At 67.6% G+C, this 23,398-nt stretch carries 23 protein-coding genes and 1 pseudogene; 12 read left to right on the top strand and 12 right to left on the bottom strand.

The annotated features are described in order from the left end of the window. Positions 1 to 141 precede the first annotated feature (141 nt). Positions 142 to 441: a hypothetical protein gene (locus OG623_RS20140; RefSeq protein WP_406148173.1), complete on the top strand. Its 300-nt coding sequence runs from the start codon at positions 142 to 144 to the stop codon at positions 439 to 441. After that, on the top strand, positions 438 to 1,292 hold the full coding sequence (locus OG623_RS20135; RefSeq protein WP_406148172.1) for a tetratricopeptide repeat protein: 855 nt from the start codon (positions 438 to 440) through the stop codon (positions 1,290 to 1,292). The genes OG623_RS20140 and OG623_RS20135 overlap by 4 nt, the downstream gene beginning before the upstream one ends. 114 nt (positions 1,293 to 1,406) lie before the next feature. Here the strand turns inward: OG623_RS20135 and trxB are convergent, their stop codons facing one another. After that, entirely contained in the window at positions 1,407 to 2,387 is a 981-nt protein-coding gene (gene trxB / locus OG623_RS20130) for a thioredoxin-disulfide reductase (RefSeq protein ID WP_406148170.1), read from the bottom strand. After that, a complete protein-coding gene (locus tag OG623_RS20125) occupies positions 2,384 to 2,806 on the bottom strand; it encodes an arsenate reductase ArsC (RefSeq protein ID WP_319225026.1) in 423 nt (140 codons plus the stop codon). The genes trxB and OG623_RS20125 overlap by 4 nt, the downstream gene beginning before the upstream one ends. 94 nt (positions 2,807 to 2,900) lie before the next feature. On the opposite strand from OG623_RS20125, the gene OG623_RS20120 reads away from it, so the two are divergent. The 3 genes from OG623_RS20120 (at position 2,901) to OG623_RS20110 (ending at position 5,612) form a co-directional block, all read left to right on the top strand. Then, complete coding sequence (locus OG623_RS20120) at positions 2,901 to 3,209, top strand: helix-turn-helix transcriptional regulator (RefSeq protein WP_103492416.1); 309 nt, start codon at positions 2,901 to 2,903, stop codon at positions 3,207 to 3,209. Then, positions 3,206 to 4,333 (top strand): ACR3 family arsenite efflux transporter, encoded by a 1,128-nt coding sequence (gene arsB, locus OG623_RS20115; protein ID WP_219568942.1) that lies wholly within the window; start codon positions 3,206 to 3,208, stop codon positions 4,331 to 4,333. Before OG623_RS20120 ends, arsB begins: the two co-directional genes overlap by 4 nt. A 217-nt stretch (positions 4,334 to 4,550) precedes the next feature. Beyond that, positions 4,551 to 5,612, top strand: a complete 1,062-nt coding sequence (locus OG623_RS20110) for an ArsO family NAD(P)H-dependent flavin-containing monooxygenase (RefSeq protein WP_355972209.1) — start codon at positions 4,551 to 4,553, stop codon at positions 5,610 to 5,612. 19 nt (positions 5,613 to 5,631) lie between these two features. Here the strand turns inward: OG623_RS20110 and OG623_RS20105 are convergent, their stop codons facing one another. After that, positions 5,632 to 6,375 carry a TIGR02391 family protein gene (locus tag OG623_RS20105; RefSeq protein ID WP_355972207.1) on the bottom strand — a complete coding sequence of 248 codons (744 nt, stop codon included), beginning with the start codon at positions 6,373 to 6,375 and terminating at the stop codon, positions 5,632 to 5,634. 214 nt (positions 6,376 to 6,589) lie between these two features. On the opposite strand from OG623_RS20105, the gene OG623_RS20100 reads away from it, so the two are divergent. Beyond that, positions 6,590 to 7,888 carry a hypothetical protein gene (locus OG623_RS20100; protein ID WP_406148169.1) on the top strand — a complete coding sequence of 433 codons (1,299 nt, stop codon included), beginning with the start codon at positions 6,590 to 6,592 and terminating at the stop codon, positions 7,886 to 7,888. Between the two features lie 3 nt (positions 7,889 to 7,891). Here OG623_RS20100 and OG623_RS20095 read toward each other — a convergent pair whose 3' ends face one another. Beyond that, positions 7,892 to 8,941, bottom strand: coding sequence for an NAD(P)/FAD-dependent oxidoreductase (locus OG623_RS20095; protein ID WP_219568946.1), 1,050 nt, complete (start codon positions 8,939 to 8,941; stop codon positions 7,892 to 7,894). A gap of 64 nt (positions 8,942 to 9,005) precedes the next feature. On the opposite strand from OG623_RS20095, the gene OG623_RS20090 reads away from it, so the two are divergent. Then, the gene (locus OG623_RS20090; RefSeq protein WP_406148167.1) at positions 9,006 to 9,332 is read left to right on the top strand and encodes an ArsR/SmtB family transcription factor; all 327 of its coding nucleotides are present in this window, start codon (positions 9,006 to 9,008) and stop codon (positions 9,330 to 9,332) included. A 21-nt stretch (positions 9,333 to 9,353) separates the two neighbouring features. On the opposite strand, the gene OG623_RS20085 is transcribed toward OG623_RS20090, so the two are convergent. Beyond that, positions 9,354 to 9,719 carry a helix-turn-helix transcriptional regulator gene (locus tag OG623_RS20085; protein ID WP_129264048.1) on the bottom strand — a complete coding sequence of 122 codons (366 nt, stop codon included), beginning with the start codon at positions 9,717 to 9,719 and terminating at the stop codon, positions 9,354 to 9,356. Between the two features lie 104 nt (positions 9,720 to 9,823). Between OG623_RS20085 and OG623_RS20080 the strand changes: the two genes are divergently transcribed. Genes OG623_RS20080 through OG623_RS20070 form a run of 3 tightly spaced genes read left to right on the top strand, consistent with a single transcriptional unit; the run spans position 9,824 to position 12,984 of the window. Then, the gene (locus OG623_RS20080) at positions 9,824 to 11,218 is read left to right on the top strand and encodes an FAD-dependent oxidoreductase (protein WP_406148164.1); all 1,395 of its coding nucleotides are present in this window, start codon (positions 9,824 to 9,826) and stop codon (positions 11,216 to 11,218) included. A gap of 60 nt (positions 11,219 to 11,278) precedes the next feature. Beyond that, complete coding sequence (locus tag OG623_RS20075; protein WP_355972199.1) at positions 11,279 to 11,743, top strand: ArsI/CadI family heavy metal resistance metalloenzyme; 465 nt, start codon at positions 11,279 to 11,281, stop codon at positions 11,741 to 11,743. Beyond that, positions 11,740 to 12,984 (top strand): MFS transporter, encoded by a 1,245-nt coding sequence (locus OG623_RS20070; protein ID WP_406148163.1) that lies wholly within the window; start codon positions 11,740 to 11,742, stop codon positions 12,982 to 12,984. The genes OG623_RS20075 and OG623_RS20070 overlap by 4 nt, the downstream gene beginning before the upstream one ends. Here the strand turns inward: OG623_RS20070 and OG623_RS20065 are convergent. From OG623_RS20065 to OG623_RS20055, 3 genes and pseudogenes are all read right to left on the bottom strand, one after another. Next, the gene (locus OG623_RS20065) at positions 12,981 to 13,460 is read right to left on the bottom strand and encodes an ASCH domain-containing protein (protein ID WP_326839456.1); all 480 of its coding nucleotides are present in this window, start codon (positions 13,458 to 13,460) and stop codon (positions 12,981 to 12,983) included. The genes OG623_RS20070 and OG623_RS20065 overlap by 4 nt on opposite strands. Continuing rightward, positions 13,457 to 15,514: a GNAT family N-acetyltransferase gene (locus OG623_RS20060; protein WP_406148161.1), complete on the bottom strand. Its 2,058-nt coding sequence runs from the start codon at positions 15,512 to 15,514 to the stop codon at positions 13,457 to 13,459. The genes OG623_RS20065 and OG623_RS20060 overlap by 4 nt, the downstream gene beginning before the upstream one ends. Before the next feature lie 561 nt (positions 15,515 to 16,075). Then, a pseudogene (locus OG623_RS20055) lies at positions 16,076 to 16,275 on the bottom strand (tyrosine-type recombinase/integrase); the annotation flags it as partial. A 540-nt stretch (positions 16,276 to 16,815) separates the two neighbouring features. Between OG623_RS20055 and OG623_RS20050 the strand changes: the two are divergent. Then, positions 16,816 to 17,556, top strand: a complete 741-nt coding sequence (locus OG623_RS20050) for a DUF4145 domain-containing protein (RefSeq protein WP_406148159.1) — start codon at positions 16,816 to 16,818, stop codon at positions 17,554 to 17,556. A gap of 572 nt (positions 17,557 to 18,128) precedes the next feature. Here OG623_RS20050 and OG623_RS20045 read toward each other — a convergent pair. Then, on the bottom strand, positions 18,129 to 18,785 hold the full coding sequence (locus tag OG623_RS20045) for an O-methyltransferase (RefSeq protein ID WP_406148158.1): 657 nt from the start codon (positions 18,783 to 18,785) through the stop codon (positions 18,129 to 18,131). A gap of 271 nt (positions 18,786 to 19,056) precedes the next feature. Here OG623_RS20045 and OG623_RS20040 point away from each other — a divergent pair, with 271 nt between their 5' ends. Further along, positions 19,057 to 20,616, top strand: coding sequence for a hypothetical protein (locus tag OG623_RS20040; protein WP_406148157.1), 1,560 nt, complete (start codon positions 19,057 to 19,059; stop codon positions 20,614 to 20,616). Positions 20,617 to 20,698: 82 nt separating this feature from the next. On the opposite strand, the gene OG623_RS20035 is transcribed toward OG623_RS20040, so the two are convergent. The 3 genes from OG623_RS20035 to OG623_RS20025 form a co-directional block, all read right to left on the bottom strand. Then, a complete protein-coding gene (locus OG623_RS20035) occupies positions 20,699 to 21,481 on the bottom strand; it encodes an N-acetylmuramoyl-L-alanine amidase (RefSeq protein WP_406148155.1) in 783 nt (260 codons plus the stop codon). A 112-nt stretch (positions 21,482 to 21,593) separates the two neighbouring features. Next, a complete protein-coding gene (locus OG623_RS20030) occupies positions 21,594 to 22,355 on the bottom strand; it encodes a hypothetical protein (protein WP_406148153.1) in 762 nt (253 codons plus the stop codon). Beyond that, entirely contained in the window at positions 22,352 to 23,263 is a 912-nt protein-coding gene (locus OG623_RS20025) for a hypothetical protein (protein WP_406148152.1), read from the bottom strand. The genes OG623_RS20030 and OG623_RS20025 overlap by 4 nt, the downstream gene beginning before the upstream one ends. Positions 23,264 to 23,398: the final 135 nt, after the last annotated feature.

Here is a 23,398-nt window from a genome sequence, read left to right as displayed (position 1 = left end):
CGACGCCGGCGAACACCAGGTCGGACAGGGTGGAAAGGGTTCCCCGAGTTCGGATGTGGAGACCCTCCTGTCGCTGCTTTTCTTGATCGTTTGTGCCGGTTGGCCTTCCGTCGACGCTGGCGCGTCCTGGCGGTGTGGGTGGTGGCACTCGTTGCTGCCGGGGTGGCGTCGGCGCTGGCCCCGGCCGCACCGGATGGTTCCTACTCGATGCCGGGGACGGAGTCGCAGCGGGCGTTCGACCTCATCGAGGAGCGCTTCCCCGCCAACAGCACGGGGAGCGCCGCCTCAGAGGGGGCGAGCGCGAAGCTTGTGTTCGTCGCGCCTGACGGGGAGAAGGTCACCGACCAGGCGAACCGGGCGGCCGTCACCGAGGTCGTGGGCAAGGTCGGGGGGCTCGACCAGGTGGTCCGGGCGGCCGACCGTATGGAACGGCCGCGGTGAGTAAGGACGGCTCCACGGCGTATGCGTCGGTCACCTTCGAGGTGAAGGCGAAGGACGTCGACGACGCGGGGCTGGAAGGCCGCTTCACCGAGGCCACCGGGCGCCAGCTGTTCGCCGCAACCTCCCAGCTCGTCCACCTCGCCGGATGGATGGCCCAGGACGAAGGCGACACCCCCGAACTGCACGGGCTCGCCCAGGGCTACTACGCCCACTCCTTCCGCCTGGCCGCCGAGGCCGGCGACGCCGAACTGTCTGCCACAGCCCTGCGAGGGCTCGCCGTCCAGTGCGTCGACCTGGGCTACCGAGCCGAAGCCGTCCAGCTCGGCGAAGCCTGCGTGGAGTACGGCCGTCACCTGGACAACCCGCGAGCCGTCGCCTACTACGAAGCCACCCTCGCCAACGCAGCCGCCCAAGACGACGACCGCCACATGGCGACCAAGCACCTTGCCATGTCCGAGACCGCCATCGGCAGACCCGCTGTCGCAGGCAGCGACTCCTGGGCCGCCCACTACTCCCCCGGCCGCTGGGCCCACGAATCCGGCATGATCCTCTCCCGCCTCGGCGACCTCGACGCCGCCGAAGAACACCTCCACCTCGCCCTCGACATCCACGGCCTCGACCGCCGCCGCACCCGCGCCATCGTCCTCGCCGACCTCGGCGGCGTCCGCCTACGCCAAGGAGACATCGACGGTGCCATGGCCACCTGGCGCGACTTCCTCGACTGCGCCGACGGCATCCGTTCGGTCAAGGTCCAGGCCGCACTGCGGGACATGCGCGTACGCCTGCGCCGGTACAGCGCGGTTCCCGAGGCTCAGCAACTTCGTGAACGAGCAGGTCACATCACTGACTGACTGACTGACTGACTGACTGGCGAGGGCCAGCAGGCGGCTCGGAACCCGCCTCGCCTCCCCTTCGAGGGCGGGGCGACAGGGGCCTTGATCCCGCAGACCTCCTGCGGTTCAGGATCAGGCGACCGCGACAGAGGCTATGGATGCGTCAGCCAGGTCGCCGGAGGGGAGCCCTGCCAGATAGCGCTCGGCATCCAGGGCGGCCGAGGCCCCACTGCCGGCAGCGGTGATGGCCTGCCGATAGGTGTGGTCGACGACATCGCCTGCACCAAAGACGCCAGGGAGGTTCGTCCGGGTCGTGGGTGAGGAGACCTTGAGGTAGCCCTCCTCGTCCAAGTCGAGCTGACCGCGGAAGAGCTCGGTGCGCGGGTCGTGTCCGATCGCAATGAAGAGTCCGGTGGCCGCTACTTCTCGCGTGGCGCCGCTGAAGACGTCCCGGAGAACGATGCCGCCGAGCATGGTCCCCTCCTGCCGGAGTTCGGCGACCTCGGTGTCGAAGGCGAAGGAGATCTTGTCGTCGGCGAAGGCGCGGTTCTGCATGACCTTCGAAGCGCGAAGGGCGGAACGGCGGTGGACGACGGTCACGGACTTGGCGAAACGAGTCAGGAAGGTGGCTTCCTCCATAGCGGTGTCGCCGCCGCCGACCACGACGATGTCGCGGTCACGGAAAAAGAATCCGTCGCAGGTCGCGCACCAGGACACTCCTCGGCCGGAGAGCTCTTCTTCGCCTGGGACGCCGAGCTTGCGGTAGCCGGAGCCGGTCGCGACGATCACCGTCCGGGCCTGGTGGACGGTGCCGTTCGAGTCGGTGAGGAGTTTGACCGGGCCGGTGAGGTCGACGTTGGTGATGTCGTCGTCGATCATTTCGGCGCCGAACTTCTCGGCCTGGGCCCGCATCTTTGCCATGAGATCGGGGCCGTCGACGCCCTCAGGAAAGCCAGGGAAGTTCTCGACCTCCGTGGTAGTGGTCAGGGAACCACCGACGAAGATGCTGCTCCCGAAGAGGACGGGCCTGAGCTGAGCACGGGCGGTGTAGAGGGCAGCGGTGTAGCCGGCAGGGCCGGAGCCGATGATGACGACGTCACGTATCACGCTCACGCCGTGGTCTCCGGAGCGATCTCGGCGATCAGGCCCTCCACGAGGGTCTTGATCTCGTCGCGGATGGGGCGGACGGCTTCCACGCCCTGGCCTGCGGGGTCCTCGAGCTTCCAGTCGAGGTAGCGCTTGCCGGGGAAGACAGGGCAGGTGTCACCGCAGCCCATCGTGATGCAGACATCAGACTCGCGGACCGCGTCGATGGTGAGGACCTTGGGGGTCTCGGCGGAGATGTCGATGCCGACCTCGGCCATCGCCTCGACGGCAGCAGGGTTGACGGAGGCGCCCGGATTCGAGCCGGCGGAGCGGACCTCGACGCGGTCCCCGGCAAGGTGAGTCAGCCAGGCAGCGGCCATCTGGGAGCGGCCGGCGTTGTGGACACAGACGAACAGGACGGACGGCTTGCCGGAAGACTCGGCCATGGTGATCGTTCTCTCTCGTCGCACGGCGGGACCAGCCGCCAATGACTTCAGCCCCCGCTGGTATCAGCGAGTGATGATGTGAGAGTATCAGTGCATGCTGACTTCAGTCGATCCTGATCTGATCCGGGTGCTGGGCGATCCGCTCCGCCTCCAGATCGTGACCCTGCTGGCGCGCGAGACGCTCTGTACGACGCACCTGGTCGAGGAGACCGGCGCGAAGCAGACCAACCTGTCCAACCACATGAAGGTCCTGCGCGAAGCCGGCGTGGTGGAGACCGAGCCGTGTGGCCGCTTCACCTACTACAAGCTGCGCCCCGAGGTCCTCGCCGGGCTCTCCGAGCAATTCGCGGCGCTCGCCGAGTCCGCCCGCACAGCCGCCGAGAACAAGAGGGCCTGCCCGTGACCTCCACTGAGCCCACCACAGTCTCCACCCAGGGTGCCGGCCCGGCGGGGGACGACTCGATCGTCAAGAAGCTCTCCACTCTCGACCGCTACCTGGCGGTGTGGATCCTGCTGGCCATGGCCGTCGGCCTGGGGCTGGGCCGGCTCATCCCAGGGATGAACGACGCGCTCGCGAAGATCGAGGTCGGCGGGATTTCCCTGCCGATCGCGCTCGGTCTGCTGGTGATGATGTACCCCGTGCTGGCCAAGGTCCGCTACGACCGGCTGGACACAGTCACCGGCGACCGCAAGCTGATGGTGTCCTCGCTGGTGATCAACTGGGTCGTCGGCCCCGCGGTCATGTTCGCCTTGGCGTGGATTTTCCTGCCCGACCTGCCCGAGTACCGCACCGGTCTGATCATCGTCGGTCTCGCCCGCTGCATCGCGATGGTCATCATCTGGAACGACCTGGCCTGCGGTGACCGCGAAGCCGCCGCTGTCCTCGTCGCATTGAACTCCGTGTTCCAGGTCATCATGTTCGGCGTGCTGGGCTGGTTCTACCTGGACCTGCTGCCGCAGTGGCTGGGCCTGGGCGACGGACAGGGTCTCGACGTCCCCGTGTGGCACATCGCGCTGAACGTCATCGTCTTCCTCGGCATCCCGCTCCTGGCCGGCTTCCTCACCCGCCGCATCGGCGAGAAGAAGATGGGCCGCCAGTCCTACGAGACGAAGTTCCTGCCGAAGATCGGCCCCTGGGCGCTGTACGGGCTGCTGTTCACGATCATCATCCTGTTCGCACTTCAGGGAAAGACGATCACCTCGCAGCCCCTGGACGTCGTACGCATCGCCCTCCCCCTGCTGGTGTACTTCGCGATCATGTTCTTCGGCTCCTTCCTCCTCGGCAAGGGCCTTGGCCTCGCCTACGACCGTACGAGCACCCTCGCGTTCACCGCGGCAGGCAACAACTTCGAGCTGGCCATCGCCGTCGCCATCGCGACCTTCGGCGTCACTTCCGGCCAGGCGCTGTCCGGTGTGGTCGGTCCGCTGATCGAGGTGCCCGTCCTGATCGGGCTCGTGTACGTGGCGCTGGCCTGGCGCAAGAAGTTCGCCCCTGCAGCCCTCACCACATCAGGAGGAGAATCCTGATGCACTGTCTCGACTGCCGCACCATGGGGACGAACAGCCCCACCATCGGCATCTGCCAGGCATGCGGAGCGGGGGCATGCGCGGTTCACGCCCGCATCGCACCCCGGACTGTGCGGCTCGGCAGCCCGCTAGGAGTTCCAGGTGAAACCGGAGCTCGCCGGGTGTTGTGCCTACTGTGTGCCGCAGCCGAGGCGCCGGGCGCGGCGGTCCTGACGCCGTGACCAGGCAGACAGACGTAGTGGTGATCGGCGGCGGGCAAGCCGGCCTCGCCGCCGGGTACTACCTGCGCCGCAAGCAGCTGGACTTCGTGATCCTGGACGCCCAGGGCACGCCCGGCGGAGCGTGGCAGCACACGTGGGATTCGCTGCACTTGTTCTCGCCGGCCGCGTTCTCCTCGCTGCCTGGCCGACTCATGCCTGGTCAATCCGGCCAGGAGTACCCGGACGCCAAGCATGTCGTGGACTACCTGAGCGATTACGAGCAGCGCTACGACCTCCCAGTTCACCGTCCGGTCAGTGTCCAGCAGGTGCGCCGGGACGGTGATCGACTACGAGTGGAGACAGGCACGGACACCTGGTCGGCCCGCGCGGTCGTCTCGGCGACCGGCACTTGGTGGCGCCCCTTCCTGCCCGCCACTCCCGGCCGCAACGATTTCGTCGGCCGCCAGCTGCACACCACCGGCTACAGGAGACCGTCCGACTTCGCCGGGCAGCGAGTCGTCGTGGTCGGCGGCGGGAACTCGGGGGCCCAGATCGCTGCGGACCTCGCTACACACGAAGGCGTTGACCTGTCCTGGGTCACCCAGCGCCCGCCCCACTTCCTCGCCGACGACATCGACGGCCGGGCCCTCTTCGACGCTGCGACCGCCAGGCGTCGCGCCCTGGACGAGGGTCGCACCGACACCGGTGGGGTTGCCTCGCTGGGCGACATCGTCGCCGTCTCTCCAGTCCGCGAGGCCCGAGATGCCGGACTGCTCAAGGCGTCACCGATGTTCACCCGGCTCACCGCCAACGGCATCGAGTGGGCCGACGGCACGCGTGCCGAGGCCGACGCCATCATCTGGTGCACGGGCTTCCGACCAGCCCTGTCTCACCTGGCCCCACTGGGCCTGCGAGGCCGCCGCGGCCACATCGACACCCACGGAACCCGGGCCATCGGCGAACCGCGCCTGCATCTCCTGGGCTACGGCGACTGGACCGGGCCCGCCTCGGCCACGCTGATCGGCGTCGGCCGCCCGGCCCGCGAGGCCGCCCGCGAGATCGCCGCCCTGCTGGACTGACGTCTCCCCAGCAGTGTGTTCAGGGGAAATCGACGGCCGCCCTGTCCACCCATCGCGCCAGAACGCTGAACGCCGCGAGCTGTTCCAGGGCCTCGTGCTCGGGCAACTCCGGCAGCCCGTCCTCATGGCTGTTGGGATTCCGGATGCCTGCGAAGCAGCCTTCGGCGAAGGACATCGCGCCGCGGTGCACACTGCGGAACGTGTCGCTGTTGTCGTCTGCCATCAGGCGAAGGCGAGGCTGACCGGGCTTCGCCGCGTCCTTCGAGAACACGCTCTGGAACAGCGCCGTCTCGCTCACGTCGCGGCGAGCAACCTTGTTCTGCGTCTCGGCGTTGACCTTCCGGGCCGCAGCGGTGACCGCCTCACGAAAGTGCCCGCTGCGCCACAGGGACCTGGCCCCGTCCCACACCCACCGGTGCATCGCCCCGGCGCTAAGCTGAGGCGCATCGTCCCCAAGTCGCTCACGCACCTCCACGTCCCGCAGCAGGACAGCATCGGCCCGCTGGACGGCTTCACGGTGCTGGCACCAGCGATTGACGGACTTGTTGCGGTCGTCGGGAACCTCCGTACGCCACCGCGGCAGAACCCGGTCCAGGATCTGCTCCACGACCTGGGCGCTTGCCACTATCTCGCGGTCTCCACCCCGGTTGGACATTCTGCTGGTGAAGAAGACCACGCCAGGCGGGTCGGGTGGCGAATACAGCTCGGTCAGCTTCAGAAAACTGGCCAGTTCAGCACGAGCCCACTCGATATCGATGCTCACCAGAGCATCATCCCTGCAGCCACTGACATCACACCGGCCTTTGCCGGACGATGGCGGCCTGACAGGGACGTCACGTGTCTGCGACGGGGTAACCAGCCGACCTCGACGCCACTTTGCGCCCAGTAGCTTGCTGCGGAACCTCGACCGGGTGATGCCGACCTTTGAAAATATGGGTACTTGAGCTGCCAAAAGGCTTCTAATGAGCGCTGTGACTGTGTCTGACGCCCTGTGGCGCTTTACCGACCCCGGCAATGAATCCGTGAGCCTCATCATCGAGACTCCCGCCGGCACACACGTGCGCCGAATACCACGGGCCATGCCCCTGCCCACCGATGTGGAACCGGGCATCGGCGCCGAGAAGGCAGCGCATACAGCGGCTGCCACCTGGGGTCTGCCCGACTTCGTGTTTCAGTCCTCGCTTACCCGCAAGGGCTCGGGGCAGCGGGAACTCGGCGATCGGTTGCTGCTCAGCGGCAAGCGTGGTGCGGTCATCCAGATCAAGAGCCGCACCGTGAAGCCGAAGGGCGACGAGGAAGAGCGGGCCTGGATCCAGAAGGTGACCAAGAAGGCCATGAGCCAGGCCAAAGGGACTGTGCGCATGCTGCGCCTCCAGGCGGCCGACATGGTCAACGGGCGAGGCACGACGCTGTCGGTGGCAGGCCACGCCTACGAGTGGATGGCTGTGTCCCTGCTCGATCACGAGCATGTCCCCGACGAGACGGTGCCCAGGTTCGAGCCCATTGGCATGCCCGCGCTGACGCTAACCCGCCGGGACTGGGACTTTCTCTTCGACCAGTTGCGCTCCACCACCGCAGTCCTGGATTACTTGTTCCGGGTGGCCGGAGAGCCGCCCATCGCCCTCGGCGACGAGCCGGTGCGCTACTACCAACTAGCGGCGGCGGACGCCGCCGCACCGCCCGTGGATATCGACACGGAACTCGTCGGACCCGGAGGCCGCCGCTTCTCCACGCCCTTGCTGCCCCAGGTGCCGGCCGGCGGCGGGGAGACCAACGCTCACCTGGTCATCCGGGTCGTGCTCGAAGACGTGGCGACCAGCATGCTGCGCGACGGCGTCGCGGAGAGCGACCGGCTCATGGTGCTCGCCGACCTCGACCGGCTCCCCGTCGGCATGCGCGAGGAATGGGGTCAGCTGCTCCTGGACATGCTCGACGACGTAGAGCAGGCCCCCGAGGGCCACGTGAAATGGCGATCCCGGCGTCAGCTCCACGAAGAGGCGGATGGTGACCGGCAGATGCTCTTTGTGTGCGGGACGCGGTTCGACAAGTACGTGGAAGCGTCGTTCGGCAGCTACGTCATGCTGCGTCACCATCAGGTCGGCGAACGCACAGGGCGTCCGGAGTCGCTGTGCAGCGTGGGCGTACTGCTGACCCCCAACTACAGCGGCACGCGGCCTTGGGACACAACGCTGGTGAAGATCCTGGGCCCCAGCCACCTCAGCCCTGAAGAGGTGAGCGAGTTCGAGGCACTGTGGCCCCAGAGCGGCACCGCCTGAAGATCAACGGCGGGCGGGTGCCAGCCTCTGAAGGAGGTAGTCGGCGTCACGGCCCACTCCGCGCAGAGTTTTCGAGGAGAAGCTGCGCTGAAATTCCATGCCTACGAAGCCCAGTCCTGGCGCCGCGGTGGACACTCCGTCGCGATGCCGGGGTGCCCCCGTCTCGTCGAGGGTTCCCGAGCTGGTCAGGTAGGGGAACGAGAGGCGGTAGCCGGTGGCGAACACGAGCACGTCAACTGCCTCCTTGGCCCCATCGACCCAGACGACGCCATCGGTGGTGAGCCGGCTGAACATGTCACGGCGGTCGACGCCGTACCTCTCCAGCGCGGTGCGGTAGCTGCCGTCGTCGATCACGGAGACCGGTACCTTCGCGAGCAGGGGACGGATCGATGCGACGTCGAGCCGGGTGCGCTTGAGCCACCAGTGCAGATCCCGACCGAGCGGGCGCTGAGGTGCCCAAGCGATCGGGCGCCGGCTGGCCAGGGTGGTGTCAGCGACCACGCCGAGGTCCGCAGCAATCTGAATCGCGGAGTTGCCTCCGCCGACCACGACGACCCGCTTCCCCGCGAACACGTCGGGACTGCGGTAGTCAGCGGCGTGCAGTGCCTGGCCGCCGAAGTCCTGGCGGCCAGGGAGGTCCGGAGTGAAGGGCGTGCCGTAGTCGCCGGTCGCGGCGACGACCGCCCCAGCCGTGAACTTCCGCCCGTCGCTGGCAAGCACGGACCAGGCACCGTCTTGCTGCGCTACAGAGGTGACGGAGGTCGAGGTGCGGATGTCGGCGGGCAGGCGTTTGGCGTAGTCGCGCAGGTAGTCCACGACTTCGTCCCGGCGCGGGTAGCGGTCCTGGTCGCCGGGGAACGGCATGCCGGGAAGGGAGGAGTACCGGGCCGGGGAGAACAGCGTGAGGCTGTCGTAGTAGCGCGGCCAAGACCCGCCCGGCTTCTCCGCGGCTTCCAGGACCAGCACGCGGGTGAAGCCATGACGCGGGGCAAGGGCAGCGGTGGCCAAGCCGGACTGTCCGGCGCCGATGACGATGAGATCGGCATGCTCCATGAGAAAGTGGACCCTTCACTTTAGTCGTTATTTCGGGATGTGACGAAATGTTGGGCAGGAAGCTGTGACAGAAGACGGCGCTGGTACGACCCGCGTGGATCCGGCGACGGCCGACTTCCTCAAGGCACTGGCCAGCGAAACCCGCCAGAAAGTGCTGCAGCAGTTCGCCGGCGGGATCGAGCTGACGGTCGGCGAGATCGCCGACCGCTGTGCCCTGAAGCCGTCGACCACCTCGGAGCACTTGAGCCTGCTGCGCCGCGGTGGCTTGGTGATCTCCCGCAAGGACGGCAAGCAGGTCTACTACCGGGCCGACGGTGCCACGATGACCCAGCGCCTCTCCGCGCTCCAGGCGTATCTGGCGAACTGCTGCCCGCCCGACTGCGCCACTTGACCCGCAGGGGCGGTCGGGAGGTCAGCTGCGCAGGTCAAGCATGGCGGCCATGGCCGCCACGACGGACGGGGCTACCTGGTAGTAGACCCAGGTTCCGCGTCGCTCCGAGGTAAGCAGGCCAGCCTCGCGCAGCTTCTTCAGGTGATGGGAGACCGTCGGCTGGGAAACGCCGACGTCCTGGATGTCGCACACACACGCCTCGCCGCCGGGATGTGAGGCGACTCTGGAGAACAGCCGAAGCCGGATCGGGTCGGACAGCGCCTTGAACATCAGGGCCATCCGCTCCGCGTCATCCTGCGACAGCTCTCCCGCAGTGATCGGCGGGCAGCACGGCACCGCCGTTGCGGGGTCCAGAACCGGCAGCTCCACTACCTCTGATTTCGACATGCGTCTATGTTGACACTCATCAATGCGAGTGGCAAGCTTCGAATATAGACAGCAATCAAAACAGCGGCCGGGTGCGGTCGCCCATCCCGGAGGACATCACCGCCATGACCACCACTGCAAACCTTCCGGTAGTCGTCATCGGCGCCGGCCCTGCCGGGCTCGCAGCCGCCGCCCACCTCGTCGAGCGAGGCATCGAACCGCTGGTCCTGGAAGCCGGGTCCTCCGCGGCCACCTCGGTGCGCGACTGGTCGCACGTACGGCTCTTCTCCACCTGGAACGAACTGACCGATCCCGCCGCCGAGAAGCTCCTGGCGCCGACCGGCTGGACCAAGCCCGCCGCAGAGATCTACCCCACGGGCGGAGACTGGGCCGAGCAGTACCTCCAGCCGCTCGCCGACGTCCTCGAAGACAAGGTCCGCTACGGCGCCACCGTCACCGGCGTCTCGCGCCTCGGCCGGGACCGGATCGTCGACGCCGACCGAGAGCAGCAGCCCTTCACCGTCCGCCTCACGCTCGCCGACGGCACCGAGGACCGGATCCTCGGCCGGGCCGTGATCGACGCGTCCGGTACGTGGTCCACCCCCAGCCCGATCGGCGCCGACGGGCTGCTCGCCCTGGGCGAACGCGCCGCCTCCGCCCAGATCTCCTACCGCATCCCCGACCTCAAGGACCCCGCAGTCCGGGCCCGGTACGCGGGAAAGCGCACCGCCGTCATCGGTTCCGGGGCCTCTGCGTTCACCGCGCTGGCCACCCTCGCCGACCTCGCAAAGAACGAACCAGGTACGCACTCCGTGTGGATCCTGCGCCGCGGTATCAGCGGGTCAACCTTCGGCGGTGGCAGCGCCGACCAGCTTCCCGCCCGAGGCGCCCTGGGCCTGGCCGCCAAGGCCGCCGTCGACGACGGGTACGCCGACGCCGTCACCGGCTTCCGCACTGAGGTCATCGAGCCCACTGCCGACGATCGTCTGACCCTCGTGGGTGAGGACGGCCGACGCCTCGACCCGGTGGACGAGGTCATCGTCCTGACGGGCCTGCGCCCCGACCTGTCCTTCCTGTCCGAACTCCGCCTCTCCCTGGACGAGCGCCTGCAGGCGCCGGTCGAGCTCGCCCCGCTCATCGACCCGAACCAGCACTCCTGCGGCACCGTCTACCCGCACGGCCACCGCGAACTGTCCCACCCCGAAAAGGGCGTCTACCTCGTCGGCATCAAGTCCTACGGCCGCGCCCCCACCTTCCTCGCCATAACCGGCTACGAACAGGTCCGCTCCGTCACCGCCGCCATCGCCGGCGACACCGAGTCCGCCGACCGCGTCGAACTCACCCTCCCCGAAACCGGAGTCTGCGGCGGCGCCGGACTCTTCGACGACCCCGCCGCCGGCCAGGCCGACGAAGGCGGCTGCTGCGCTCCGGCACCCGCCCTCGTACAGATCGGCACCGGCACCTCCATGCCGGTCGCAGCCGACGAGGACACAGCGTCCGGTGGGTGCTGCGGGTCCTGAAACACCGCACCCAGGCCACTCCCGGCCTGGGCGCTACCACTCCGAGTCTGGAGGAACGTCATGTCACGCATACAACTCGCCTTGCGCGTCCCCGACCTCCAATCATCAATCGCCTTCTACAGCAAGCTCTTCGACACCGAGCCGGCCAAACTGCGCGACGGGTACGCCAACTTCGCCATCGCCGACCCACCGCTCAAGCTGGTCCTCATACAGGGCACAGCGGACACGGACACGCGGCTGGACCACCTCGGCGTCGAAGTCGCCGCCACCGAAGAAGTCCACTCCGCCACAGCCCGTCTCCAGGACCAAGGGCTGGCGACCGACATCGAGAACGACACCACCTGCTGCTACGCCCTCCAGGACAAGGTCTGGGTCCACGGCCCCGGCCAGGAACCGTGGGAGGTCTACGTCGTCAAGGCAGACGCCGACGCAATGGCCAAGCAGAAGAACAGCACCTGCTGCGAGGGCCCCGTCACCGAAGCAGGCCCGCCAGCGCCCGTCGAGGCTGGTGGCTGCTGCCCGTGACCAAGCTCGACGCCCACGGGGCCGCGACCGGAACAGGGGACCGGTCGCGGCCCCGCGCCGTACTTCCTGCTCTATGCGCCACACAGATCACCAGCTGGGGCGTCATCTACTACGCCTTCCCCGTCCTGAACCCAGCCATCACCGCAGACACCGGCTGGCCCACCGGCGCCACGACAGCCGCATTCTCCGCAGCCCTGCTCATCTCCGCCTTCGCCGGGATCCGAGTCGGCCGGATGATTGACCACCGCGGTCCGCGCACCGTCATGACCGCTGGTTCCGTCCTCGGCGTGGCCAGCCTCCTCATCATTGCCGCTGCCCCCAACCTGCCGGTGTTCTTCACGGGCTGGCTGCTGGCAGGACTGGCCATGGCGGCCACCTTCTACCAGCCTGCCTTCGCCGCACTGACCCGCTGGTGGGCACCCGACCACGTCCGCGCCCTTACCGTCGTCACCCTCGCCGGTGGGCTGGCTTCGACCGTCTTCGCACCCCTGACGGCCATGCTCGCCGACCACCTGACATGGCGGGCTACGTATGCCGTCCTCGCCCTTATCCTCGCTACGGTGACCGTGCCCGCCCACGCCCTGGCACTGAGAGCACCCTGGCCCGAGGCACCGCCCGCAACAGCTCACGCCGGCGAATCCGCGACCGCAGTGTCGCGCAGCCGGCCATTCTGGATGCTGGCCACCGCACTGACCCTCTCCGCATTCACTGTCTACGCGGTCGTCGTCGCCCTGGTCCCGCTTCTACTGGAGCGGGGGTACTCCACCAGCCAGGCCGCCTGGGCGCTCGGCCTGGGCGGCGCGGGCCAAACCCTTGGCCGCACCTTGTACGCGACACTCGCCCGCCACACCAGGATCATCGCGCGCACCACCACGCTGATTGCGCTCGGCGGCGTCACCACAGCCGCCCTCGCCTTCGCACCCGGCCCCTACGCCCTGTTGGTCGCCTTGTCGGTCGCGGCCGGGATGGTTCGCGGCAACCTCACCTTGCTACAAGCGACCGCCATCACCGACCGCTGGGGCACCACCCACTACGGCCGCCTGTCCGGACTCCTCGCAGCACCTGCGACCACGGCCGCAGCGCTCGCCCCGTTCGCCGGCGCGGCGCTGGCCTCACCACTCGGTGGCTATTCAGTCTTCTTCGCTCTGCTCGCCGCGCTTTCCGCACTTGCGGCGCTGATCGCGCTGAACACTGTGGTCAAGGCCAGCACCGTTGATCTTGATCCGGCCCACGGAAACTAGGCGGGTACAAGTTCGCTGAGCACATCGCGCAAGGTGGCGTTCGCCGTGGGCGCAGCCTTGGCCATCTGCCGCAGATCATCGCTCTTCAAGTATCGATAGCTCTGCGGCGGGTGGAATGAACCAGCGGCCCTCAGAGCACTCAGCGGAACGGGGTCGCTGAAGGTGACCGGGTCCTCCAGAGTGAGACCGCTGGCCTGAACAGCACCGCTCATGTACTCGTCGTATTCTCGCCTGCTGATGCCCGCCCGAGTGCGACTGACCGACCACACCTCCCTGGGCGAGGCCACCTGGACCGCTGCGATGCGAGCCGCGCCCACGATGGCCATCGTGGGCGCTGTGGCGTACAGAAGTACGGCGGTTCCGGGAGGAGCGGCAACGCGCTGCCTCCGGACCTCCACTGTCTTACTCCCGGCCAGGATCGCGGTGGCGAATCGAGGGTGGACGGACAGCAGCATCGCGCGTTCCGGATCGCTCACGTCTTTCGGTGCCCCTCTTCGTAGACCGCCTGGAACAGCGCACTGCTGATCTTCGACAGCGACATCAGCGACAACGGTAGCCCCAGGCTCTGGGCGAGTACGTTCAAACGCCCCAGCGTCACCGGCCTCGGGAAGATCTCGGTGTCCGAGAACCTCAATGCCATGGACCGACCCGAGGAATCAGCCGCCGATCGCACTTCACTCCGACCATATACGCCCAGGTGTTCGAATTGCGAGAACAGGGCATCCGGCTCGTCGATCAGCACCTCGTCCAACCGCGAGCTGCCGATCACCATCTTGCCCTGAGCGCCCGACGTTCCCCTGCTGACATACCAGAGCAACCGCGCGGGGACGCTCTCGCTTCGGTGCCCGGACGAGCGGTAGTAGACGTGCTCCCTACTGATGCCCAGGACGTCGCTCCGCGGCAACAACATCTCCGGCACGTTGAACAGTTCTGCCGACCAGCGCGGTTCGATGGGCACGAGGAAGGAAGGCATCAAGGAGTCAGTGACTTTCGCCGGCCACCAGGCGCGCTCGACCACACTTGCCACCTCGGGCGGAAGGCCGGCGTGGAGCGCGGTGACGTCAACGGCCAGGCGCCCTGCGATTTCCCTGGCAGCGGAAGAGACTTCAGTGGCCGCACCGCACACGTCGACCAGCAGCGCAGTCAGCCCGTCGGCTTGCTCGAAGAAGCCGTCGTCCCCGGCGGCTGCCCGGGCCACGGGCGAGGGGCGCTGATCAGTGATGCGCACCACCTGGGCGCCTCCTTCTCGGCCGAGGCGCTTGAGCATGAACAGCAACTGCCGGGCCAGCGTCTCCTCCAAGACGTGTGAGGCGGTCCGTAGTACGGGAACGGTCAACGTTCTGCCATCAAGAGCCCATACGTACAAGGCGACTGGGTGCCCCTCCCCATCCCGCAGCAGTTCTCGACGCCAAAGCACCGAATCCGTCCCCAGCGCCCTGAGCCGCTTCTCGAAGGCGGAGCCACTGTCGCCGTCCGCCTGATCGAAGAACGCGACCAGTTCACCTTCGGCTCCCTGAGCAACTTCCCCTGCCGAGAACTCAGTGCCCAACAGATCCGCCGGCCGGTAGACCTGGGCCTGCCGCAATTCGTCGACATGCAGGGTCACGACCGCCGGGGACACCACCTTTACTCCAGCCACCTCCCAGGCGACGTCTGCCAGCCGGAACAGCAGTGGATCCCTGGTGGCTAGAACCTGAAGACCGGCGCAGGAAGTCTCGGCGACGTAGTGCAGCCGACTCCGCAGGGTCGCGTCCAGCTGCAGATTCGGCAGCCTCTCGGAAATGGCAGTCATCAGCTCGCCGTGGCGTGAGGCCACAGCATCAGGATCCGGAGTGATCTGGCGCATGCTCGGCAGAGCAGCTCGCTGGTGCTGCCGTTCTGCATGGGCTGCGACGTCCCGCACATCCCTCAGCAGCTGAGGCGTGAAAGCGAGCTCGATGAGGTCTGCCAGCCAGCCTGCTTCTAGAGCCCGAGACTCCTCCGCCTCGCCACCTGGCTTCCCGCCCCCGATGTCCGCGAACACTCCGTGATCCACCGTCACGACCAGCAGCGCGTCGCTCTCCACTTCGGCAAAGAGGTCAGCATGCCCGAGGTCCAGCCACCAGCCGTCCAGAGTCTCCTTGTCACGCCCGCGCCCGAGCGCCTCCCCTCGGGGCACGAAGCCCAGACTCGACCACATTCCGCTGAGGTCGTAGTCGCGTCGGCACTTCGCCTTGATGCCGAGCCGTTGCGAGTGGCGCTCTCGGATCGTCTGGATCAGTAGACGAGCAACCCCTTTGCCACGGTGTTCCTCCGCCACACACAGATGCGCCAGCCTCACGTGGGGGCTCCGCTTGGGCAGCCCGAACAGTGCGTAGCCAAGCAGTTCGTCCCCGTCGAGTGCCACCAGCAGACCGCCGTCCTCCGCCGCCTTGCGGTAAGCCGGAGGCGTCAGCAGACCGAGCGTCTTCGTGTACCTGTCCCCCAGCGAAACGGCTGCGTCAAGCAAGTCGGTCTGCGACTCCGAAACGGGCAGCACCTTGATCACCATCAGAACCCCCTCCGGATCAGCCCATAGCGGGTGGAGCTGATCCTTTGAGTCAGTGCTTACAGGAGGGGCTGAGTCGGGCCAAGGCGCTTTTTGATCAAATACAGCGCACTCGGCCACAATTCGCCTCCCGCCTTGCACGGGACTGGGAGGCTGCCTGCCGATACCCCGGCTTTCAGGGGACAGGGAGGGGGGTTCCTGGCGGTGGGCTTATCGATAGGCACGACGAGGTCTACGGTGTGGCATGTGCCCAACCGAAGGGGCTCCTGCGGCGTGACGACGTTTGATGGGAGACGCCGGCCGGAAGGCCGAAATGCGTGAGCGATGCGTGAGCGGACGGTCCGGCACAAGGCATCACGAGCCGGACCGACTACGAAGCCGCGTGGCTCTGACCAGGCAGGACAGCACCACGCGGCAGACTCAGGCACCCCCCGGCAGGACTTCGATCCCACTCCTAAAGCGGGTGTCGCAGGTTCGAATCCTGCCGGGGGCACAAGGGAAAAGGCCACCTACCGATCTCGGTAGGTGGCCTTTGACATCTACGCCTGACATCAACGGCGGCAGTCACTCACAGCTGGGCCGCCTCTTGAGCAGCCGGTCCATATGGCTGATTGCCCCGCGCTGCGTGTCCTGGACGACATGCGTGTAGACGTCCATCGTGATGCTGACTGGCTGTGACCGAGGATCTCCATCACGACGCGAGGAGCCACGCCGGCCACGGTGAGGATCGTGGCGCAGCCATGCCGAGCACCTGACAGCCCGACGCACACGGAGTTGTTACAGGTTTCTCTACCTCATCAAGGCACCCGGCTGCGCTCCGCTCCGCCGGGCGCGCTTCCCGGCTCTGGCTGCGCCCGCGCTCCTGCCTTCGGCCCGCTCGGCGCTGCCCGCCGACGCGCGCCCGCTGTGTAGGCCCGTGGGGCATGAGACGAGAACCAAGCCCGCGGCTTCACGACGATGCCTCCGGCGGGGGCGCTCAGACTCCGGGATGGACGGGGCGCCGTTCGCGAGTGCCGGCCGGAGCGTGGTGAGCGTCGTGGGGGCTCCCATCCCGACCACCTTCGACCCAGGCAGAGCCGAGCAGTCGCGGCCCAGGGCGTCAAGGTCGTTCGTACAGTGGCGCGCTCCACCTTGACGCCCTGAACCACGGCCGCTCCACGACGTGTGGGTCGAAGGCGGACGGGATGGGAGCTTGGGTAGGTGGTGGGTCAAGTCCGCAGTCCGGCGGATTGCGCTCGTCGGCATCAGAGGCTCTTTCGGCCGATAGCTCACCTCGACCGTCTGCCTGGTGAAGAATCACCTCCATGACCACACGAATTGGCACGGATGTGCTTGTCAACTGTCCGCACTGCGAGAAGCCAGCTTTGGCATCCGTGTTAGGCGAGGCATTGGACGACAGTTGCGATGATGGCCCCCCCTACCTGCTTGAGCTAGTCCGCTGCGGTAAGTGCCAGAAGCCGTACCTAACCGTAGAGGAGGACTACGGAGATGGGTGGGATGGAGAGCCTGGTGTTCTCTGGCCCCAGCAGCAACGACCCTTGAGTGTGCATGTGCCGGCGGAACTCCAACGCACACACTCCGAAGCGCGACGCTGCTTCTCAGCGAAGGCATACACAGCGACTGCCGTGATGGTTCGACGCGTATTAGAGGCAGTCTGTGTCGAACAAGGAATGGTCATCGAGGCTACTGGTCGCCGTCCGAAACCCCTGTTCAAGATGCTTGAAGAGATGCGCGACCAAGGGAAGATCGATGGACGCCTGTTCGAGTGGGCTCAGGAACTCCGCAGCCTAGGTAACCAGGGGGCACATTACAGCAGCACACTTGTGACCCGAGAGGATGCAGCCGATGGGTTAGCTCTGGCAGAGGCCTTACTCGACTACCTGTACGTTCTGCACGCTCAGTTCAACATGTTCAAAGCGCGTAGGAAGCATGAGCGAGACTACGAGCAACTCCGCCGAGAGGTTCCTTTGCCTGAAGCCCGCAATGACGGTGTAGACCCCTGGCTCAGCGCAAACACAGGATCGCCAACACCATCGGAGACGTAGCCTGCGGGTGTGAGTGACCGGGCAGACACATAGACGTCTCGGCCCCATGACCCTGCTATCCGCTGCGGCGACACGACAGCTTAGACACCCGGCGGTAGAGCCTTGCAACCAACTCGGTGATCCCGGCCGACCACCTGACTACGGTCAGCACAGAGGGGTCACCAGTCTCAAAGAAGGAGCGCCCTCCCCGGGCCGTCTGTGGGCCGTGGGAGGGCGCTCAATGATGACCACCACTGACAATCGGCGACATCGCAACTGCAGGTCGCAACGTTGATTGATTGTGTCGCTGCACGTCAGGAACCCGCCGCGTCACTTCTTCGGTTTTTGACATCAACAGCCGACATCAACGACGCCGGACGGGAGCGTACGCCAGCAACTCTGTCCGGTGGCCGTCCGCAGCGACGACAGCAGTCGTAGCCAACTCGGATCGAACTCCTAAAGCGGGTGTCGCAGGTTCGAATCCTGCCGGGGGCACAGCAGAAAGGGCCAGTTCAGGGGCATGATTCCCTCGGACTGGCCCTTTGCTTTGGCTGTCGGGCGCGGGTCTGCAGGTCGGGGTGGGAGCTGGGTGACTATCTCTTGCGAGCGAGAGTGAGCCCGTCCGCGATCGCGATCATGGTGGCCTCTACACGATCGTCGGTGCGGATTCGTTCGTTGAGGTCTCGCACCGCTTGAGTGGTGTCGGCGGTGTCTGCCGGGTCGATCACCCTGGCGTGGTAGAGCACATTGTCGACGAGGATCGCACCACCGGACCTGACCCGAGGCACAACCTCTTCCCAGTACGCGGTGTAGTTGAGGTAGTCGGCGTCGATGAACGCCAAGTCGTACGCGGGTTCACCGGGCAGGGACCGCAGTGTGTCCAGAGCCGGGCCCAGGCGTAGGTCGATCTGATCGCCGACACCTGCGGTATCCCAGTGCCGGCGGGCGATCCGGGTCCACTCCTCGCTGATGTCGCAGCAGGTCAACCGACCACCCGGCCCCAGACCACGGACGATCGCCAAGGCTGAGTACCCGGTGAACGTGCCGATCTCCAGTGCGGTCCTGGCGCCCATCAATTGGGCCAGCAAGGTCAGGAACCTGCCCTCGTCCTGCGAGATCTGCAGGCGTGCCTCATGTCCGAGGGTGGCGGTTTCCGCGATCAACGCCGCCTGCACTGTGTCGGGCGGCGAACCCTGCTCGACCAGATAGCCACACAGTTCATCCGACAACGGGGTTGGTCTCAACGTCATGCGCGAGTCCCTACGACCCGTCTGTCGTGCCGTCCTGCCGACCTTGAGACGTGCCCCACAACCAAGACAGAACATACAGAGAGCCACGGGATTGGCAGGCTCCCGACAGGGCAGTTGCCCCACGTCCACCGAAGCGCCGCTTCCGCTGTTCAGCCACCACGTCGATCAGCCTCGGGCTCTCGTCCGGGGCCTTTCGCGTGAGCGCGGAACCGTCGCTGTTCTGTCATACGACAGTGATCGCGACGCGGGCACGAGCTGTTCGACTGGAGGGATGCCCGCCTCAGAAGCTGTTGCTCCACGCCGCCGCTCCCTCGCACCCCGCGCTCGGCTGCCTGGTCTCGTCCTGCTGGTCGGCGTTCTCGCACTGCTCGGTCTGTACGTCCTCCTGCCGAGTACCGGCCCCGCCGACAGGGACGGCTCCGCGTTACGGCTCTCGGCACCCGCGTCGTTCCGTGTGGCCCCGTACGGCGGAAAGCCGCGTCCCGACCGCGAGAAGAACCTCCTCATCACGTACGACCGGGGAGTGCCGCGCGGTGTCGGGAACGAGTCCACGCTCACCATGGACGTCACCGGCTCCTCCGGCGTGCTGCGGCTCAAGGGGTACAGCACCAGTTGTTCGGGGACGGACCACAAAGTGGTGTGCCATGTCGGCGAGGCGTACGACAGCTGGACCGACGGGGCCCGTGTTCTGCCCCGCGCGGCGCCCACGAGCAAGCCCGGGGACGTGGGCGAACTGCACATCACCTTCCGTAACGCGGACGGTGGTGTGAGCCGGGCGACGACCCGTATCGCGGTCGGCGGCCCCATCCTTGCCCTACGCGAACAGGACCCTGTTCGCATGGGTTCGGGCAAGCGGCACGCTGCTCCGCTGGACGTCCGCAACACCGGGGAGCTGCCGGCGGACGGCTTCGCCGTCACCGCGACGGTCGACGGCGCAATGGGTCCGGTCCAGCGTTCCCGGTCGTGCGACTACCTCGCCCACCGCGGCACCACGATCGTGACGTGCCGCTTCCCCGGAGTGCGCATCGAACCCGGCGAAGAAGCACACGTCGCGAACTGGCTCGTCCTTGGCGGCTCACGCACCGCGATGGGCTCCTTCTTCCGCGCCACCGTCCAGCTCCTGGGCACTGGTGCCGACAACGGGGGCCTCGACGGCTCCTCCCGCTCGACGTCGGACCCTTCCCTGTCCGGCACCCCGAGTGCGGGCACCGGCCCTGCGCTCGCCCCGCAGGTACGTGCGGCGCCTTCCAAGGACGTGAAGTACAGCGAGGAGAAAGAGGTCTGGACGACGGTGCGCATCGCCAATCACCCCGACTACGTGCTCGTGTCGGACCTCTCCGCCGCGGACAGCGACGGGCGCCGCCTACGGGTGGGGCTGCGCAACGACGGCCCCGGCCGACCGGGCGGCGGGAGCGCCTCGCTGGTCCTCACGCTGCCGGAGGGCACCGAGGTGCACAAGGAGCCGATGGAGGAGATCGATACGGACACGTACGAGCCGGTCTGCCGGCACCAGGGGCTCACCTACACCTGCCCTCTGCGGACGGTTGCGCCCGGAGAGTCCTACACCCTCGACTTCGAGGTACGCGGGGCCAAGAGCGTGGAGGGCGGGAAGGCCAGGGCCACGCTCAAGATCGGCGACACCGAGGCGGACCACGCCGATCTCGACGCCACGAACAACGCACGCACCTTCGACCTGTTCGGGCCGGTGCCCGACGAGGCCGCACCCGACGCGGGGACAAACGTCGGCGTCGTGGTCACCGGCGCGCTCGGTGGCTGCGTGGTCCTCGCGGGGGTCGGCGTACTCGCGCGGCGCAAGCTGCGCAGGCGGTGATTCCCACCTGAGCGTGCGGGTGCGGGTGTGAGTGCGGCAGCCGGGGCCGCACCCACACTGCTCAGGCGATACCGGCACCGGGTTACTTCTTGGGGAGCTTGAGCTTCTGGCCGACCGTGAGCGTGTCGGACGTGAGGCCGTTGAGGCTCTTGATCTCGGTGTAGCGGGCGCCGTCGCCCAGCTTGTCGGCCGCGATCGACCAGAGCGTGTCGCCCTTCGCGACGGTGTACGTAGCGGTGGTGGTGGGGCGCGACCATGACGCGGCGTGTTCCAGGCGCTCGGCGACCCGGCGCCGGAGCCCGCCCATGCTGACGCCCTTCGGGTCGATCTTCCCCGGCTGCCACTCCAGGTGTCCGATGACGGACGTCGTTCCCTGCTTGCCCCAGCCGTGCGCCCGGACGAGTGCGGCGGACGCCCGCACCATCGCCTCGACCTGGACGTCGGGCCACGGGTCCTTCCCGTCGCCCAGGTTCTCGCACTCGAAGCCGTAGAAGCGGGCGTTGCCGTCGGTGTTCGCCTCGTTGTCCTTGGGGAGGCTGCGCTCGGCGATGACCGCGGCGAGTACGTCGTCGTCGCCGAGGCCGGCGTGGTTCGCCCGGCCGTAACCGACGAGGTGCACCCGCCCGTCCTTCGCGATCATGCCGTGGCACAGCGGTCCCGGCAGGCCCGCGTATCCGTCGCGCACGATCTTCACGGTGTTCGCCGTGCCCTTCGTGACGGTGTGATGGATCATCACCCCGTGCACCGGGCCCCATGCGCCGTGTCCGGCACGGTTGTGGGTGCGCCAGTTGCCCACCTCGACGACGGTGACGCCCTCGGCCTTCAGTGCGGCGAGGAACTTTGCGGCAGACAGTGGTGTGGCCACATGGATCTCCTGACGTACAGGGAGCTCCGGCCGGTCGGCGCGGGGCTCGTCTCCCCTACACGGTGCCCGACATTCCCCATCGACACGCCAGAACCGGCGAGTTGTCGTCGTGTCAGCTCAGAAGATCGACGAGTCGTTCACGCACGTCGTCCTTGCCCGCCTCGGGGTCCGGCACCAGCTTCTCCCGGTCGTCGGGGTCCCGGGCGAGGACGTGCAGCCGTCCGCCGCTGCGGGCCAGCACCAGGTCCCTGCTGCTGCCCGCGGTCTCGGCCGATCCCCGCGCCGTGTAGTCGGTGACGGTGATCAGCGCGGAGCGCTCCGACTCGGCGAGTACGGCCTCGGTGTCCGCTGACTCGCCACGGTCCGCCACCGAGCCCCGTGGCAGCCACTCGGTGAGCGCGTTCAGGGCCTCGTCGATCTTGTACAGCCCCAGCTGGTGCACCCCGAGCGCGTCGATGCGGACCATGAGGCAGATCCGCTCGGGCTGAGGGAGCAACAGGATCCGCCACGGCTCACCCGGCCCCGTCCCGGTCGTACGGGCGTCGAGCACCTTCCGGGCCCGCTGCTGGAACGCCACGGCGATGCCCAGGTCTCCCTGCACCTGGACCTCCTCGCCCGTGTCACCCGCCAGCAGCAGCTGTCGGGCCGCCAGCGAGCGGACGGCCTCGGCGATCACGTCGTCCGCCGGTCTGGCCTCCAGGAAGTCGACGATCGCGTCCACGGCGGTGAGCTCCGCGATGGTGTACGCACCGAGCAGCACCGGTCCTGTGTCGACCAGGTTCACCACGGCCGACACCAGCCCCTCCGGGGCGGACGCCGCGCCCGCGTCCGACGGAGCCGCCGGGGGGACATCGCGCTGTTCGTCGTCGCTCATGAGGTCCCTCCCGGCTGCAACAGGTCCACCACGGGCGGCACACGGCTCTCCCTGAGCACCGCGGCCGCGCTGCGCGAGAGGGTCTCCGTCACCCACACCTCGGAGTTGCCGAACAGCCCACGGCCCGCCCTGCCGGACAGCGACTGCCCCAGCTCGCCGGCCAGGTCCTGCCGGTCGGGGGGCGGGAAGCGGGCCGCCAGGTCCGCGGAAACGGCGGTGACGTCGTCGCCCTCCTCGATCCGCCGTAGCGCCTGGGTCAGCACCCGCGCGACGGGAGGCGACAGGGACGTCGGCACGGCGAGGAACGGCGACAGGTACAGCGGTCGCCGTTCGGTCATCCGGGACAGCCCCCAGGGACCGACATTGCTGCGCGTGATCCGGTAGACGACGTAGTCCACGAGGTGGCGCAGGTCGCTCACGCTGGGCAGCCTCCGCCCGCCGAACGCGGCCGGTGTCTTCTCCAACTGCACCCAGGTGCCCTGGGCGGTGCGCCCGTGCAGCTTCTCCCGCACCACGTCCCCGCGCATCCCGATGTCGGGATAGAGCGTCTTGTCGATGTCACGGTGGTGGCTGGACAGGCGTTCATGACTCACGTCGGCGAACCGCCAGTCCTCGTACAGCCGCGGTTCGTCCACCAGCACATGGCCGCCGCACAGCACATCGTGCAACTGGGGCACCTGTAGTCCGTGGCGCTCCAGATCCGAGAGGATCACCGCTTCCTCCGGGCTGAGACGGCGAGCGGCCTCCACCAGGCCCTTGCGGTACGCGCCGGCCCGCGCCGTGATCTCGATCATCAGCCGGACCCTGGTGCGCACCTTCTCGGCGCGCCGGGCACTCTCGCTGTCCGGAGCCGCCCCACCGGGTCGCCTCAGGTGGACGACCGATGCCAGTGCGTGCTTTCGCTCCACCTGGCCAGTACAGCACGGCGGGCTCCCACCCGCACGGGCTGCCCGCACCGGTACGGAGGGGTGGACCGGGCGGTGTCTCCTGACGCCTCGGTTCACTCGGCCGAGTGGAGTCGGCCGCCCGCGCGGGACTGTCGG

This window comes from Streptomyces sp. NBC_01012 (assembly GCF_045162755.1).
GTDB lineage: Bacteria > Actinomycetota > Actinomycetes > Streptomycetales > Streptomycetaceae > Streptomyces.
This window is presented reverse-complemented; position numbering and strand designations above follow the sequence as displayed.